General features: G+C 41.5%; 16 protein-coding genes and 1 other annotated feature. Of the genes, 3 read left to right on the top strand and 13 right to left on the bottom strand.

The features are described from left to right. Nucleotides 1-82: 82 nt before the first annotated feature. The 4 genes from IGJ45_RS02115 to hisS all read right to left on the bottom strand — a co-directional run bounded on the left by IGJ45_RS02115 (nucleotide 83) and on the right by hisS (nucleotide 6,280). Nucleotides 83-1,951, bottom strand: coding sequence for an acyltransferase family protein (locus tag IGJ45_RS02115; protein ID WP_005472691.1), 1,869 nt, complete (start codon nucleotides 1,949-1,951; stop codon nucleotides 83-85). A gap of 205 nt (nucleotides 1,952-2,156) precedes the next feature. Beyond that, nucleotides 2,157-3,032 carry a YitT family protein gene (locus IGJ45_RS02110; protein WP_005472693.1) on the bottom strand — a complete coding sequence of 292 codons (876 nt, stop codon included), beginning with the start codon at nucleotides 3,030-3,032 and terminating at the stop codon, nucleotides 2,157-2,159. Nucleotides 3,033-3,197: 165 nt separating this feature from the next. Then, nucleotides 3,198-4,970 carry an aspartate--tRNA ligase gene (gene aspS / locus IGJ45_RS02105; RefSeq protein ID WP_003128677.1) on the bottom strand — a complete coding sequence of 591 codons (1,773 nt, stop codon included), beginning with the start codon at nucleotides 4,968-4,970 and terminating at the stop codon, nucleotides 3,198-3,200. Further along, the gene (hisS, locus tag IGJ45_RS02100; protein WP_003128675.1) at nucleotides 4,967-6,280 is read right to left on the bottom strand and encodes a histidine--tRNA ligase; all 1,314 of its coding nucleotides are present in this window, start codon (nucleotides 6,278-6,280) and stop codon (nucleotides 4,967-4,969) included. The genes aspS and hisS overlap by 4 nt, the downstream gene beginning before the upstream one ends. A gap of 315 nt (nucleotides 6,281-6,595) precedes the next feature. Beyond that, nucleotides 6,596-6,799, bottom strand: a binding site (T-box leader). Nucleotides 6,800-6,931: 132 nt separating this feature from the next. Here hisS and IGJ45_RS02095 point away from each other — a divergent pair. The 3 genes from IGJ45_RS02095 (at nucleotide 6,932) to IGJ45_RS02085 (ending at nucleotide 8,648) form a co-directional block, all read left to right on the top strand. Next, nucleotides 6,932-7,876 carry an aldo/keto reductase gene (locus IGJ45_RS02095; RefSeq protein WP_005472695.1) on the top strand — a complete coding sequence of 315 codons (945 nt, stop codon included), beginning with the start codon at nucleotides 6,932-6,934 and terminating at the stop codon, nucleotides 7,874-7,876. An 82-nt stretch (nucleotides 7,877-7,958) separates the two neighbouring features. Continuing rightward, entirely contained in the window at nucleotides 7,959-8,402 is a 444-nt protein-coding gene (locus IGJ45_RS02090; protein WP_003128673.1) for an acyl-CoA thioesterase, read from the top strand. Between the two features lie 75 nt (nucleotides 8,403-8,477). Next, nucleotides 8,478-8,648, top strand: a complete 171-nt coding sequence (locus tag IGJ45_RS02085; RefSeq protein ID WP_005472698.1) for a hypothetical protein — start codon at nucleotides 8,478-8,480, stop codon at nucleotides 8,646-8,648. Nucleotides 8,649-8,729: 81 nt separating this feature from the next. On the opposite strand, the gene IGJ45_RS02080 is transcribed toward IGJ45_RS02085, so the two are convergent. The 9 genes from IGJ45_RS02080 to IGJ45_RS02040 form a co-directional block, all read right to left on the bottom strand. After that, entirely contained in the window at nucleotides 8,730-9,368 is a 639-nt protein-coding gene (locus IGJ45_RS02080; RefSeq protein WP_029487279.1) for a PepSY domain-containing protein, read from the bottom strand. Nucleotides 9,369-9,475: 107 nt separating this feature from the next. Beyond that, on the bottom strand, nucleotides 9,476-10,831 hold the full coding sequence (locus IGJ45_RS02075; protein WP_003128670.1) for a sensor histidine kinase: 1,356 nt from the start codon (nucleotides 10,829-10,831) through the stop codon (nucleotides 9,476-9,478). Continuing rightward, nucleotides 10,821-11,528 carry a response regulator transcription factor gene (locus tag IGJ45_RS02070; RefSeq protein ID WP_096711011.1) on the bottom strand — a complete coding sequence of 236 codons (708 nt, stop codon included), beginning with the start codon at nucleotides 11,526-11,528 and terminating at the stop codon, nucleotides 10,821-10,823. The genes IGJ45_RS02075 and IGJ45_RS02070 overlap by 11 nt, the downstream gene beginning before the upstream one ends. A 136-nt stretch (nucleotides 11,529-11,664) precedes the next feature. Beyond that, nucleotides 11,665-13,092, bottom strand: a complete 1,428-nt coding sequence (locus tag IGJ45_RS02065) for an ABC transporter ATP-binding protein (protein ID WP_005472705.1) — start codon at nucleotides 13,090-13,092, stop codon at nucleotides 11,665-11,667. Nucleotides 13,093-13,096: 4 nt separating this feature from the next. Beyond that, nucleotides 13,097-13,786 (bottom strand): energy-coupling factor transporter transmembrane component T, encoded by a 690-nt coding sequence (locus IGJ45_RS02060; RefSeq protein ID WP_003128666.1) that lies wholly within the window; start codon nucleotides 13,784-13,786, stop codon nucleotides 13,097-13,099. Next, nucleotides 13,783-14,391, bottom strand: a complete 609-nt coding sequence (locus tag IGJ45_RS02055) for an MptD family putative ECF transporter S component (protein ID WP_003128664.1) — start codon at nucleotides 14,389-14,391, stop codon at nucleotides 13,783-13,785. The genes IGJ45_RS02060 and IGJ45_RS02055 overlap by 4 nt, the downstream gene beginning before the upstream one ends. 95 nt (nucleotides 14,392-14,486) lie before the next feature. After that, nucleotides 14,487-15,155 (bottom strand): pilin N-terminal domain-containing protein, encoded by a 669-nt coding sequence (locus IGJ45_RS02050; protein WP_255200978.1) that lies wholly within the window; start codon nucleotides 15,153-15,155, stop codon nucleotides 14,487-14,489. Nucleotides 15,156-15,167: 12 nt separating this feature from the next. Further along, nucleotides 15,168-15,401, bottom strand: a complete 234-nt coding sequence (locus tag IGJ45_RS02045) for a hypothetical protein (RefSeq protein WP_123866860.1) — start codon at nucleotides 15,399-15,401, stop codon at nucleotides 15,168-15,170. A 623-nt stretch (nucleotides 15,402-16,024) separates the two neighbouring features. Continuing rightward, the gene (locus IGJ45_RS02040) at nucleotides 16,025-16,633 is read right to left on the bottom strand and encodes a YitT family protein (RefSeq protein WP_021149136.1); all 609 of its coding nucleotides are present in this window, start codon (nucleotides 16,631-16,633) and stop codon (nucleotides 16,025-16,027) included. Between the last annotated feature and the right edge of the window lie 74 nt (nucleotides 16,634-16,707).

Below are 16,707 nucleotides of genomic sequence, written 5' to 3'. Positions count from 1 at the left end.
TCTTGCGATTCTTGAAGATAAACAAGAATCTGTGCTTGAGACCTCTCGGTTAGTTTATTTTTCTAAGAAATAGTCAACGCCATTATTGCAAAATAGCTTGAGAAACTAGTGTACAATATTGCAACATGCCATCAGGATTTGGATGAACTCGATCTTCATAGAACCACTCTTCATGTTCATTACTTAAATCATACCAATCGATCAATGTCATATTGTCGTATTTAGCAGCCATTTTCTCCAGCATGCTGTTGACCTCATTTTGCCATCTTTGCGTAGGTACCCGCACATTGATCCAATAGACTTTGCGATCGCCAATTTCTTTCATCAAATTATCGAATTGGGTTTCTGTAAAGGACCCATTCGTTCCTAGACCGATCAATACCGTATCTCGTAACAAATCTTTTTCTTTCAATGCTTTGATCAGTTCCGGACTCTCATACAATTGTCGTCCCACATCCCCATCAACGACAGCTTTGGGAAAAATTTCTTGCAAGTCGGCAGTGGCATCCAGCATAACAGAATCACCAAAAGCGGTAATTTCCAGCTCTTCGGCCTTCTTCACCTGGGCTTCTGTCAACCCATATTTTTCCATTACTGATTGTTCGGCTTCCGTTGCCTTTGAAGAATTTTCTCCTGTACTTTCTGTATCCGAGCCATTCGCATTTTTTTGTGTCTGTTCTGCCGCTTTTTTATTGGCAGCAATATTTTCTTTTAACTGCTGCTGTTGCGCATCTACATAATTCACCGGAGCGGTAGCTATTCCATAAAGAGCAACTAAGGAAACAAGCAGTCCTGGAAGCAGCCAAGGCTTTTGTCGACTGATCACTGGCTTACTGAACCAATTGCGCACCGTGCGGAAAGTATCTTTGTAGTGGAATTTCCGCAACGGATTTTCGATAAACCGATAGGACAATTCACTGATCAAGAGAATCAATACAATCTCAATCAATGTATGCAGGAGAACATTCTCGCCGACATTCCCAATCTTTGCTTCATAAAAAATCATCACAGGGAACTGATACAAATAAATCCCATAACTCCGCTTGCCGATGTAACTGAATAACGGATTTGTCAGCCAACGGTTCAGACTAGCTCCAGGATGGGCAGTGACCGCCACCAAGATCGTACAAAGCAAGCTGACTAGCAGCATTCCTCCGTAATAAACAAAGGAAAGATGATCATCTAGCACAAAAAATGTTATCACTAAACCAATAAAAGAAAGACCACCAGCTAGGTTCAATACCCGCTTCGCTTTCTTCGGAATTTCTTTTTTTAAATGGGTGCTGGGCCAAATGAAAGCCAGCGCACTTCCCATCCAAATCGAAAACAAACGCGTGTCGGTACCATAATAAACTCGAGTAGGGTCTGCCCCTGGTGAATACCAGATCGCTAATAAAAGAGCCGAAAGTAACGAGCAGCCGATCACGATTTTAAAAATCGTCCCACGATTTTTGACTAACTTCATCAATAAAATAAAGAGTAACGGCCAAATCAAATAATTCTGCCCTTCAACAGCCAAAGACCATAGATGCGTAAAGGGAGATTCATTGCCGAATCGGTCAAAATAAGAAAGACCGTGATTGATCTGCCACCAGTTGTTGACATACAAGAGACTGCTGACGACGACTCCCCGCAGATTATTCAGTAAATTCCGCTGGAACAATGTAATATAGGCAGCAGACAGAAGCAGCATCACCACCATGCCAGGATACAGTCGTTTCATCCGGCGGACATAAAAATCTTTGACAGCAATACGACCGTTCTGGTCCCACTCCTGTCGAAGCAAATCGGTGATCAAATAACCAGAAACTACAAAAAAAACAGGAACTCCTAAATACCCGCCTCGCATTTGAGTAGGTAATAAATGATATAAGATAACGCCGATCACGGCTAATGTACGGATACCGTCGAAACCAGTGATATAGCGGCTTGTTTTTAACCGTTTGTTCATTCTCCAACCACTTTTCTTTTTTTTGATCAACTGTTTTCGTAAGAAACAGTCAATGTGGAACCATTAAAAAATAATGACCCATTTCTTCATAATTTACCAGATAAAGCAACAAGAAAGCTAGCAAGAATACTCTATTTTCTAAAAAAATTAATTTTTACAAAAAGAAAAAAGCATTTCATCACGAAACGCTTTGATCCAAGCTCTCCTATAATTCTTCTTCATAAAAACGACCCAATATTTGTACATTTTCAGCAATACTGACAAATGCCTTGGGATCTGCTTCTTTCATGGCAGAACGTAACATCGGCAACTCGAAGCGTGTAACGACAGTCAATAATACTGTCTGTTTATCATGCTTGTAGGCTCCTTCTGCTTCATTGATGATCGTAATTCCTCGGCGCAGACTTTTCTGGATCGTATGGATGACTTCTTCAGGAATTCTCGTAATAATCGTTACCTGCATTTTCTTTTGCTTGGTAAAAACAGCATCGGTGACTTTACCACTGACAAAAATCGCAATGGCACTATATAGCGCATACTGCCAGCCGAACAGGATGCCCGCAGCAAACATGATGGCAATATTGAAAAAAATCGAGATGGACCCGATGGTTTTCCCCGTACGTTTCCGGATCGCGATACTTACAAAATCGAGGCCGCCAGAGGAAAGTCCGCTTTTTAGCGCATAACCAATACCGGCTCCGTTGATGGCTCCCCCAAAAATCCCGCAGATCATCGGATCTGTCGTCAGTGTTTCTTCTGGAAGAATCTGTACGAACAAAGATGTTAGGACTACAGTAATTCCTGTGAAAATCGTAAATTTATGACCAATCTTGAACCAGCCGAGAAAGAAAAGCGGAATATTCAGCAACAATAGGGCGACTGAGACGGGGATATAGAATCCAAGCCAATCCGTGGAAACGGTGGTCAAAATTTGAGCTATCCCTGTGATCCCGCTAGAATAGATTTTGCCGGGTTGATAAAAAAAATTGACTGCGATCGCCGATAAAATGGCGTAGACGATCGAAAACGATAATTTGTTGGCATAATCAGGGTGTGGCAGCCATTTAAAGAGGGTATTCATTTCATTCAAGAGCCTCGCTTTGTTGATTTGCTCTTATTATACTTCAGATAGTAAAAAAAGAAACGAACAATGAAAGAAATAGACAAATTCTCATGGAATTTTCTTAATCGTCTATTTTCATTCATCATTCGCTCGTTTGTTCTTTACTTGTTCATTTCTTTTTACTTAGTCTTCTTCAACTGTCGTGACATCAATATTCAATTCGAACAATTGCAGCGGCGCCACTTTACTTGGCGCTTGTGACATTGGATCGGCGGCTTTCCCGTTTTTAGGGAATGCGATCACTTCACGGATGTTTTCTTCACCAGCCAGCAACATCACTAAACGATCCAAGCCTAGTGCGATTCCGCCATGTGGTGGGAACCCATAGTCTAATGCCGTCAGCAAGAAACCAAATTGTTCTTCCATTTCACGGCGAGAAAAACCAAGGGTTTCAAACATTTGTTCTTGAACATCCCGCTGATGGATCCGGAGAGACCCACCGCCAAGCTCGTAACCGTTCAAGACGATATCATAAGCTTCCGCATACACTTTTGCAGGATCAGTTGCCAACAAGGGTACATCTTTTTCTTTAGGCATCGTAAATGGATGGTGAGCAGAGACATAGCGGCCAGCTTCTGCATCGTATTCAAATTGTGGCCAATCTGTTACCCATAAGAAATTGAACTTGCTTTCATCGATCAAGCCTAATTCTTTTCCTAACTTGCTGCGGATTGCTCCTAAAGCCGCCGAAACGATCTCAAACTTATCCGCACCAAACATTAGGATATCGCCCACTTCTGCATTCGTAGCAGCAATGATCGATGCTGCAGCGTCAGTCAAGAATTTTGCGATTGGTCCTTTTAAGCCATCTTCTTCTACTTTGACCCATGCTAACCCTTTCGCACCAAACTGTCCTGCGTAATGTCCCAAATTATCCATATCTTTTCGGGAATATTTATCCGCAGCACCTTTCGCATTCAATGCTTTCACCACACCGCCATTTTCAAGCGCCATTTGGAAAACTTTGAAATCAACATCTTTAACGGTTTCGGACAAATCAATCAATTCCATGTCAAACCGAGTATCTGGCTTGTCGCTGCCATAACGTGCCATGGCATCATCGTAAGTCATTCGCGGAAACGGCGTAGTTACTTCTAGCCCTTTGACTTCACGCATGACATTGACTAACAGTTCCTCCGTGTAAGCTTGAATCTCTTCCGCCGTCAAAAAGGTTGTTTCAATATCGACTTGGGTAAATTCAGGCTGACGGTCTCCCCGCAAGTCTTCATCCCGGAAGCAACGGACGATTTGATAGTAACGATCGAATCCAGCACCCATCAATAATTGTTTGAAAATTTGTGGCGATTGTGGCAATGCATAAAAATGACCAGGGTAAACCCGGGAAGGAACGAGATAATCTCTGGCGCCTTCTGGTGTTGATTTCGCTAAATAAGGGGTTTCGATATCTAGAAAGTCATTGGTATCCAAGAAATGACGAATCACTTGTGTCGTTTTTGCCCGCATCATGATATTCTTAGTCATTTTGGGACGGCGTAAATCCAAATAACGATATTTCAACCGCGTTTCGTCTCCTACAATTTGATCATCTTCGATCGAAAATGCAGGTGTTTTGGCTGTATTCAAAATAGTGATCTCGCTGACCATCACTTCATAGTGCCCGGTTTTCATCTTAGGATTGATTGCTTCCGGTGCTCGATTGATGACTTGACCTGTCACTTCTAGCACATACTCGCTGCGGCAAGTATCTGCAATCGCCCATGCTTCTTTGGATACTTCCGGATTAAAGACAACTTGCACGATCCCTTCTCTGTCCCGCAAATCAATGAAAATCACTCCGCCTAAGTCACGACGTTTTTGGACCCAGCCTTTTAAAGTAACGGTTTGATCTAAATGGGCTTCTGAGACGCGCCCACAATATACTGTACGTTTGCTCATTCTTCTTCTCCTTGCTTGATTAAGATTGTAGTCATTTCATCATAGATTTCATCAAAATGATCATACAGATCGGCTAACTTAAATTGTTTCTCGATCCGGCTTGCCATCGATTTGATGTTGATCACTTGTTCAGCTAATTCATTTTCACCTAGGGTCAGCACCAAACGCGCCCCTTGCTTATCTGCCGATTTGAACTGCGCTTTTGCTTTCCGATTCATAAAATCACGATCTGCCGAAAAGCCAAAATTACGGATCGCCTGAACGACTTTCAATGCTTCCAAATTGGTTGCTTCTCCTAGACCAACAACATAAGCATCTAATTCGTTCAATGCTGGAATAACGACTTCTTCTGCTTCCATTGTGATCAATAGACGTTCTAAGCCCATCGCAAAACCGAAACCTGGCGTTTGTGGGCCGCCTAATTCTTCGACCAGATGGTCATAGCGTCCACCCGCACAGATCGTAGCTTGCGCCCCCATTTTTGGCGCTTCACTCATAATCTCAAAAATAGTATGGGTATAATAATCCAGTCCCCGGACCATATTTGAATCAATCTCATAAGGAATGTCCAAAGCATCCAACATCGTGATGACTGTTTCAAAATGGGCTTTAGCTTCCGGACTTAAATAGTCCAAGATCGAAGGAGCATCCGCAACGAACTGTTGATCTCGTTTGTCTTTACTATCTAAAACCCGCAGTGGATTCTCATGCAGACGACGTTTTGAATCTTCACTTAATTCTGCTTCATGAGGCGATAAATAATCAATCAGTGCTTGACGATAGTTCTTACGCGTTTCTTTATCCCCTAAAGAGTTAATCACTAATCGAAGTTGACTTAGCCCTAATTGTTTAAAGAAATCCATCGCCATCGCCATCGTTTCAACATCTGTCGCAGGATTTGCGGAACCAAATGCTTCTACACCGATTTGATGGAATTGACGTAAGCGACCTTTTTGCGGCCGTTCATAGCGGAACATCGGTCCAATATAAAAGACTTTGTAAGGCTTGTTGTATTCAGGTCCGAAAAGTTTATTTTCAACATAAGAACGAGCAATCGGCGCTGTGCCTTCCGGACGCAATGTCACATGGCGCTCTCCTTTGTCATAGAAATCGTACATTTCTTTTGAAACGATGTCGGTTGTATCACCAACGCTTCTAGCAATCACTTCAAAATGTTCAAAAATCGGTGTGCGGATTTCATTGTACTGGTAATCACGAAAAACCAAACGGGCTGTTTCTTCAACAAACTGCCATTTTTCGGATTCTCCTGGTAAAATATCATTGGTGCCTTTTGGACGTTGATAACTCATCTGTTTTCATCCTCCTATTGTGGGTATCTTCGATCGATCAAAAACGATCGTATGTATTCATTACAACTATACTGATTTGATCCATTGTGGGAAACGATTTTCTGTTCATCATCTGCTCGTCTACTCTGCGTTACGCCTACCGTCGCTTCTAAGCTGTCGCTAAGAAGGACTTGCATAGTCTTCGACCAGTCGCAGTGATTCGGAAAGCGGTGACTACTCTCCCTCCGGTCGCCTACTACTGTTCATCATCTGCTCTGCCCTGCTTCGCAGGTCAATCGCAGTGATTCACAGCAAAAAACTCGCCCTTGTTTTCTACACAAGGGCGAGTTATTACACGCGGTACCACCTAAAATTCGAGAACTTTCATTCTCCTTTCGATTAACGCTCGTTCACGGAACAGCTTTTCTTCTGTTCATCTCCAGATTGTCTTTCCGACATTTGTCCTAAACTGCTTGCAGCCATGGCAGTTTTCTCTTTGAAGGTCCAATAATGACGTACTCGATCTTTCACAGATTTTTGATATTATCTATAAACTACAAGAATCCTTTGGAAATGTCAAGCTGTTTCATAGGCTTTTTCAATACTTATGAATATCGTTTTTCAAGTTTTTCCTTTACACTAAAAGAAGAGATTAGAAGGAGGAATTGCTTTATGACAGATGTTCAAATCGGCAAATCACAAGTCTATGTACGCTCCCTTGGCTTAGGTGCAAATGCCATCGGCGGCCACAATTTATTTCCAAATTTAGATGAAGAAGAAGGCAAGGAAATTGTGCGGACGGCGCTGCGCAATGGGATCAATTTGATTGATACTGCCTATATTTACGGTGAAGGTCGATCAGAAGAACTGATCGGTGATGTCTTGCAAGAAGAAGCGTTCGATCGCAATCAAGTCATCATTGCCACTAAAGCAGCTCATCGACCAGAAGAACCAAACAAAAAAGATAATTCGCCGGAATTCCTGACCCAAGCCGTTGAAGAAGCTTTAACACGCTTAAAAACCAACTATCTGGATATATTTTATATTCATTTTCCAGATGAAACCACCCCTAAAGAAGAAGCGATTCGCGCATTGCATCAACTGAAAGAAGCTGGCAAAATCCGTGCGATCGGTGTCTCCAACTTCACACTTGAACAATTAAAAGAAGCCAATGCCGAAGGGTACGTTGATGTTGTGGAAGATGAGTACAGTTTGATCCATCGCCAAGCTGAATCAGAACTTTTCCCTTATTTAGCTGAACATTCAATCAGTTTTGTTCCGTACTTTCCACTAGCATCCGGGTTGTTGACTGGAAAGTACACACAAGAAACGACCTTTTCAAACGACGATATCCGTAGTAAAAAGCCGGACTTTCAAGGTGATCGCTTTAAAAAAATCGTATCGGCTGTCGACCAATTGCGACCAATCGCTGCCTCTTATGATGCAACGATTCCTCAACTTGTGTTGGCTTGGTACATGAAAAATCCTGCAGTTGCAGCAGTTATTCCAGGTGCAAAACAAGCCAGTCAAGTTGCTGACAACGCGCAGGCATTGGATATCCATTTATCCGCAACCGATTATCAAGCGATTGATCACCTGTTTGCTGAATTTAAATAGTCCCGAAACAAGAGAAGGCACTTTGCATTTCTCTTGTTTTGTATTATGCTGATGAAAACAGTTATGAAAAGGAGCAACCCTGATGTCCTTATATTCCGGCTATATCCGCCAACCTCATTACTATGAAACCGATCAGATGGCAATCATTCACCATGCAAATTACATCCGTTGGTTCGAAGAAGCACGAGTAGATATGCTCGCCTTTTTACAATTGCCATACCATAAAATCGAAGAAGCGGGTTTGATTGTTCCCGTTCTTGAAGTCAATGCACAATACAAGGAAATGATCCGTTATGAGGATCAAGTACGCATCGATGTGCTCGTCGATCATTACACCGGTACTCGACTTGATTTTCGTTATGAGATTTATAGAACTGACAACAATCAGTTAGTCACAACTGGCGCTTCCAAACATTGTTTTTTGAGTAAAGAGACCTATCGCCTAGTCCATTTGAAGCGCAGCTTTCCTGAGATCCATCAAGTATTTTCAGATTATGCGACATTATCGGCTGCCTCGAAAAATTAATCTCGAGACAGATTAATTGCATTTAGAGCACTTTTTTGTATAATCAAAGGTAATTTTTATGGGAGGATGATGACAATGTATGTTGTTAAAGTCTTGCATGGTTACATTGGCAAAGATGGTCGTCGCACTCGTGAAAAAATACCTGACAAGTTGTGGATTTTTGAAGATCGGAAGCAGTCGGAAGCCTTTGCAGCAAAAATAGGCGGAAGAGTCAAACCTCTCACAGAAGTAAAGCCAAATCAATAAAAAGCAAGACAGCGAAAGAACGCTTACTGGCGTAAGTTTCATTATTCGCTGCCTTGCTTTTTTTATTGCTTATCGCTTTTGCTAGTCATCTTGTTCAGTTTCTAAAATTTCTCCTGTTTGCGCATTGATTTTAACATTTGTTTTTTTGTTGCCGTCTTCAACTTTGACTTCCCAATAAGTCACATTCATTTCTTTATCAAGATCCCAATCTGTTGCTTGTCCACCGCCAGCTTCTTTCACAGCACTATCGGAAATCTCTTCCAATGAAAGCAAGTTGGTCAGATCCAATTGATCGGCTTCTTTTTTGACACCGTTTTGTTCGTCCGCATCTAGTTTTTCGGTTCTTTCTTCAGAAGTTTCTTTTGTTTCTGCATCGATCTTTAGTTCAAATTCATTCGTGTCGTCTACGCCTTCAACTTGATAGAAGTACTTACCAAAAGAAGTATCCAAGTCAAGCGATGTGATTGCTGCATCTGGATATTTGTTTTGGAACACTTGGACGGCTTCTTCTACTGTCACTGTAGGCAAACCGCCATTTGCGATGGCTGCACTGCTTGAAGATCTGTCCACAGCTTGCGAAGAAGTTGTTTCATTTGATGATGCGACTGCTGAGCTTGAACTGCTGTTTTGTGCAGGTTCAGAATTTCCAGTGTTATTTTGTGTACATCCTGCCAATAATCCTAGGGCAGCGATTCCGAACAAAATTGTTGTTTTTTTCATGTTTCATTTCTCCAATTAATTGTCTATTCCTTTTTTCTATATATTTAGAATAACAAGTCCTTCAGAAAAAAGAATCAAAAATGCTTGAAGAAAATCTAAAAAAATCTTCATCTTTCTCTTTCACTTGGGAAATCAATTTTAAAGACACTGCCTTGCGGCTGATTATCCGTGACGGTAATTTCAGCATGATACTTGTTGGCCAGCTGCTTTACCAGTGATAATCCGATTCCTGAACCGGAAATTTGACTGGAACGAGAATCTTCCACTCGATAGAAACGCTCAAAAATCAACGCTTTCTTATCATTGGGGATCCCAATACCAAAGTCGGCAACGGTTAGAGACAAGTGCGTTTGATCTTGTGTCAGTCTCACATGAATGGGCTGATCTGCTGGTGAATACTTCGCTGCATTTTCTAAAAGATTTTGGATGATCTGTTGGAAGTCACGTTTGTGCCCTTGCTTCCTACACTGGTTTTCCACAAAATATTCAATCGATTGCGGAACGATCGTTGCTTGTTTTTCACATTCTTCTCGCACGATCTGCGAGACATCAACGAGACTTATTTCTTGGGTTTGGTTTTTTTCCAAATCCAGCAGTTGATTACTCAATGTTTCCAAACGCTTCGATTCTTTATCGATAAAGGCCAGTGAAGAAGGAATGACTTCTGGGTGTTTGGTTCCACGCCGCTGGATCAATTGGACATGTCCGCGAATCGCGGCTAAAGGTGTCCGCAGCTCATGAGAAGCATCGGCAACAAACCGTTTTTCTCGCGCGATCGTCTCACGCTGTTCTTTCAGTAGTTTATTGAAAGCCAACGCCACAGAACGAATCTCGATTGGTTCTTCAACAATCGTCAATTCGCCTTTTTGGCTTTGTTCGATTTCAGCAATTTCTTGCGCCATCCCTGTTAATTTCCGGCTCCATTTCCCAACGCTCCAATAAATCAATATACTGCCAACGACTACAGCGATCAGGTTCAAGAAACTGCTGATCATAAAGAGACCATAGGCTAATTCCACACTGTCCTCACCATTGATGGCGATCTTCACCTGATCCCTATCGATTTCTTGGGTTTTCGTATAATAGATACCATCATCTGTAAAGACGATGCCCTCCAAAAATGGGATGATCCGTCCTTGATTGATCTCGGCAAAAATCTCTGCTGCATCTTCTGATAAAATGACACTGCCATCAGCTAAGATCACTTGCAAGGCATCTTCTTCATCTGCCGAAACATAGGCATTGACTAGATCATTCCAGTCATCCCCTGAAGCTTCCCCGTTTTCGATAGCCTCAAGAATATTGCTCGCACGATTTTCGATATGTTCAAACAAATACCCTACGGATAACAAGATAAACAATACATTGAAGAGAATCAACAGACCAAATAGAATCAAAGAAAAGCGGCTCGTTAATTGAAACTGGGCAGTTTTTCTGCGTGGGTTGGCGAACTTATTCTTCATGGGCGGTCCTCAACACATAGCCTAATCCCCGAACAGTTGCGATCATTTTACCTTTACCGCAGACATCCAGCTTGTTGCGAAGGGTGCGAATATAAACATCTACCACATTTGTTTGACCATCGTATTCATACCCCCAAATCTCATTCAATAGCTCATCTCTGGTTTTGACTACTTCTGGTTCATTCATCAACTCATATAAGATTCCAAACTCTTTAGGAGTCAATTCAATGGTCTCTCCGGCAACCTGGACCAAATGTTTGGCGATGTCCATCATCAACTCGCCTACCACCAACTGATTTTGTTGGTTCTTTTGCTGTTGGGCTTCCCGCTGCAACCGTCGCTCAATCACGCGAATCCGGGCAAACAGTTCTTCGATTTCAAAGGGCTTCGTTAAATAATCATCTAGGCCAACGTCAAGACCAGTCACGACATCGGCAGTTTGATTTCTGGCTGTCATCATCAAAATCGGAATATCGCTTTCTTTGCGAATTCGCCGCGCCACCGTGATGCCATCATAGATTGGCAGCATCCAATCCAACAAAATCAGATCAAACAGATCAGTTTGCTGATTGAACAAGGTCAATGCCTCTTGGCCATCTTTGGCCCATACCGTGTCGTACCCCTCAAAAGTCAACTCAGTCTGGATAAAACTGGCTAAACTTTCTTCGTCTTCCACTATCAAGATTCTCAAGGCCATCTGCTCTCCTCCTATTTTTGCTTCTATCATAACGGATTTTGTAAAAACTTCCTAACGGATTGAAAGAAAAAGATCATGAAGATTTTTTCATGTTCAGACAAAAACGGAGTGAACCAATGCTCACTCCGCTTTTCTTTTATCCCCCATTTGTCGCTAACTGATAGGTATCAACTAACTTTCCCTGTTCGAGTTGGATCACGTAAGGGCAGGTTTCATCCAAAAACTCTTTATCATGACTGATCACGGCTAACAGATCGACTTCTTTGGCAACTTCCTGCAGCAGATTTCCGACCTCTTCCATTTGTTTCAGGTCTAATCCGCTAGTCGGTTCATCGAAAAACAACAAGCGTTTACCTGAAAGCAATGCACTGCCGATCGCGACTCGCTGCTTTTCGCCACCGGACAAAGATTGTGGATGTCTTCGCAGTAAATGCTCTAGTTCCAACAAAGTCACGACTTGTTCAAAACGTTCCGGTCTGGCAGCTTTTGCCAACAATTCTTTTTCGACAGATTCAAAAAAAAGCTGCAGGTTCACATCTTGCATAACCAGAAAACTTTCTCGCAATAACTGTTTTTGATTGATTGGTTGACCATGCAGCCAAAATTGAGCTGCTGAACATTTTTTTAAGCCAGCGAACACTTGAAACAATGTCGATTTGCCAGCACCGTTCGGGCCAATCAAACCCACGACTTGTCGCGTAGGCACAACAAGTTTCGCAATATCAAGAGCTGGTTGCTGTTGGCGTCGATAAGTGACTTGGAGATTCGTCGCAATCAGATCAGCTGAGAAACTCGCTCCCTCTGTTTCGTTGATTGCCAACTCGAACTGCGGCTCGTTGATCCGCCTTAATCCGAGATTGTGAATCTGTTGCGGGGTATGAGAAAGCAATGCTTCACTGGTATACTCTGTGACCAAGCGCCCTTCTGCTAGTAATAAGTAACGATCCGCAATCCCCGTCAAGTAGGACAATCGGTGCTCTGCAATGACGATCGTCTTCCCTTGCTCTTTCAAAAGGCGGATCGCTGCGGCAATTTTTTGTAGTGCTTCTTCATCAAGATTACTGGAAGGTTCATCGAACAAAAAGAGATCATGAGAAAGCATCGTTGCACAAGCGATTGCTACTCGCTGCTTTTCGCCACCAGACAGTTCGAAAACACTTGCATCCAACAATTCTGACAAAGAAAATTGTTCTGCCGCTTCTTTGATCCGTTTTCGTATTTCTACTGGCTCTATCCCTGCATTTTCCATTGTAAACGCCAGTTCAGAATAAACATCTGTTGTAAAAAATTGTGTTTTGGGATTTTGAAAAACAACACCGATTTTTCTGGCGTAGGCGGGAAAGTCTTCCGTCGGCAAAGAATCCCCTGCCACTTGAACAGCCCCCGTCATTTCTGCTGGATATAGTTCAGGAATCAAGCCATTGAGAACATTCAACAAGGTTGACTTACCGCTACCGCTTTGGCCGCATAACACGACGACTTCACCAGCAAAAATCTGACAAGAGACATCTTTCAATACCTGCTGGGTGCCCCGTTTAAGAGATAGTTTTTCGATGGTGATCATTCCTTCACATCCTTACAAACAAAAAAATAAGTAGTAACACAGTACCAAACACTACATAATCAGCAAGTTTCAACCGCAGTGTATAAACCGATGTATGAGGATTTTTAGCCGACAGGCCTCTTACTAACGCGGTCGCTGACAATTCTGTGGCAGTATTTTCTGCAGACATCAATAAAGGAATCAAAAAATACTCCACCGTCTGTAGAGGATGTCTTACATAGGACCAGCCGTTCAAAGCAATTCCGCGAAAGCGCATCGCTTGGCGAATACTTTTGACATCTTGCAACAATGTTGGAAAAAATCGAAACAGTACGGCCAACGGTACCAGCAAAAACGAGGGAATGCGGATTTTTTGCAAAGCAGCTAACCATTCACTGATTTTCGTCCCACTCATCGCAAATACGGCTGCCATGATCGTCGGTAACAATCGGCGATACCCTACGGAAAAGAAATCCAGCAGGGTGGTTACTATTGAATTGTTTTGCCCTGCAAAAAAACCTTCTACCAAAGACAATAATAGAAACAGCCCGAAAAACAACAATCCCTTTCGCCAGAAACCGCTAAGTAGAAACAAGATAAACAAAAAGCTGATCACAATCAACTCTTTTGTCCACGTCAATGAAATCATCAATGTGACACTTGCAAAGAATGTCACAAATAATTTGCATCTGGGGTCAAGTGAGAGCCTAGTCACATCGATCTCCCGTTTGTTTGATGCAACGTTGGTTGGAAATGTTTTTGATATAGACGAGCACCGAGGCCTATCCCGACAATCGAAGCAACCAGTACAGCGAGCCCGCAAATCACCAGCATCGCTGTGGAAGTATGAGCAAAGACCCCTGCAATATAGCTTTGGTCTTTTCCACGAGCAACTAGCGAATCAATATACGCATTTTTCATGAACCACAATGGCAAGATGGGACCCATTAAACCAAAGCTGAATACGGTATAACTAATAGTTGTCTTGAGACTTCCTTTCCACTTGCTTTTATACTGAATCGTATCTGCCAGTACTGCACATAAAATATTCGGCATAAAGGCTAGCGGAAAGTGACCTGAAATCAAAAAAAAGAGACCTACCACACTGCCCATGATGGTGATCGCGCCAAACTTTGGTACTTTATTCAACATCAATAGATAAATGACCCCAGAAAAAAGTGCTGTAACGGCTGGAATGAATAAATTATGAAATCCTGGAATAACAAACCGTAAAATCAGCAGACAAAAACTCATCAATAAAAAATAAATAGCTGTATATATCCCGACAGCAATCAGGTCTTGAACTTTTAAATTTTTCATTTCTTATGCTCCTTCTTTCAAGCACCGGTTCTTGGTGCGATTACAAGCATCTAGTATAGCACATTCCCGCGCGAAACAATGGAAATGATGCTTATCTAGTCTAAGACGGTATAATCTGTGCCAAATTCAAGTGCTACCCAGTCACTGGAATCTGTCTTCGTATTAACAGTTAACCCATCCAACAAAATCTTTTCGTTCAATGTATCGCGAATCGTATAGTAGTCAGCGTAAATTTCGTCGCCTGCAGAGACTGGAATATCCGCAACTTGATTGCCATCTTTGTCATAAACTGGTGTAATAACCATGTCTTTCGCTGCAATTTGATAGAGTCCGCTTGGAAGAGTGGCATTGGCTTCCCAAGTGAAATGATTTCCTGCTTTATTGGAGAAACCTTTTCCTTCTTCAACGGTCTTATCTGGTTCAAGCAAAGATTCCATAATGTTCTTCGGTTGAACGACTACATCATAGATTAATGAGCCTAGATCATCACGGTCCGTTTGAGGTACTTGCACAAAGAATGGATCTGCTGGTTTTGCAACGGCAGGAGAGACACCACGGTCATCTTCTAATTCGGTAACTAAATAAATGCCATCTGCCGCATTGCCGCTACCCAAATTCGCTTTGACAGACCCATCTGCTCCTGTCGTTACTGTTTGAGCAGTAAATGTGTTGTCAATCGTATAATCGGTTCCTTCTTTTTGATCTAATGGATTCGTTAAAGCAGCATCACCGATTACCGTTACCCGTTGTATGCGGAATTTGATCCCTGCTAACGGCTACTTTGTAACTGTATCATCCTTTTCTCCATCGCCACGATCACCCAGTTCAGATAGATCTTTCACTTCATATTTCCAAAGTGTAATGGAACGAGGGCTAGTATTATCTGCAACAGGACCTGTAGTCGCTGCATAGGCAGATAAAGTGCCAACAGCTGGAACCACCAAACTACCTGCTGTGAAAAGAGTTGTTGCAACAACGAACTTTGTAACTAATTTTTTCTTTCGTTTCATTTCTGTACCTTCTTTCATATTTTTTTAAATCTTTCCTAACCTACACATGCCTAAACAACCAATCCAACATTTTCGTTTTACATAAAGATCACTCCTAAAAAAGTGCAAAGATTATCTAAACAGATTATCGGATATTTTCGCTATTAGGAACTGACAAAATCCTTTCAAAAAATAAGTATTTGAGTCTCATTCTTACTTAGTAATCTTTTTAAAAAAGGAGTAATTCTTATCATTTTGCGCCTGGAAATGAATGGATAAAAGCGATTTTTATCTCAGACTTGAGCATTTTTTTAATAAATAAGGACATTTAACTTCGTTTTTTTCTGAAATATGTGTTAAAAATCACATGATTTGGGATCGAGAAATCTCTTTCACTTATTGACCTGTTTATGAAAAAGACAAAATTCAAAATAAATCAACTTATTTTGTCATATTGCGCATTTTTAACGGTTTCTCTCTATTCGTTGATAGACAAAAAACAAAAAAAACCTCATAAATCTCCGTATAAACAAGAGATTTATGAGGCGAGTCAATTAATGAAATAACCCCAATTTGAATTGGATCAATACTGTTAGTTTGTCGTTTTTATTGCGGATGAAAGGAAGCAAGAATCACCAAATAGATCACCGACTGCTTCTTTTCAACAAAAAATCTAATAGATAAGAATTGACAAAACTAAATAGTAATCCAATTACTACTGATTTGAAGCCATAAGTCAAAAATCCTAATATTAATACCATAAAGTTGATATAGCGGATACCCCGAGCAATACTAAAATCAGGCCGCTTTTTGTTGATAGCCATGGCAATCACATCCATCCCAACAGTTGAAGCGTTAGCCGTGATGCAGCAATAGTACCCTACCGCTATGAACAAGCTCGCAAATAAGAAATCAAGCATTAGGTTTACTTGAAAATCAATCTTCATATAATAAAAAAGAGCAAAAAATAAATTATAAAAAACACTGCTGATAATGGACTTGAAAAAATTGGCTTTTCCTAAAAATAGCCAACAAAAAACCAGCAGAAGGGTCGTAATACCAGATGTCAAATAAACGATCGGTACATTGGTCACCTTTTCTAAAATCATCGCCATACTAGTGACACCACCATTGATGATCCCATTAGGTTTCATCCATTTCGCATAAGCAAATCCCAACAAACTATTACCCGCGATGATTTTTAGGACTGCCTTTGATTCTTCCAATACTTCATTCCTCGTTACTAGTTTCATTTGATATCCTCCCAGCCTTAACAGGAATCCGATTTCATTGTAGACTACTATACCATTAGTCAAGCGAATTTGGT

The organism is Enterococcus sp. DIV0574 (assembly GCF_051711125.1).
Classification (GTDB): Bacteria; Bacillota; Bacilli; order Lactobacillales; family Enterococcaceae; genus Enterococcus_D; species Enterococcus_D gallinarum.
Note: the sequence above shows the minus strand (reverse complement) of the source record. Positions and strands in the feature narration are given on the sequence as shown.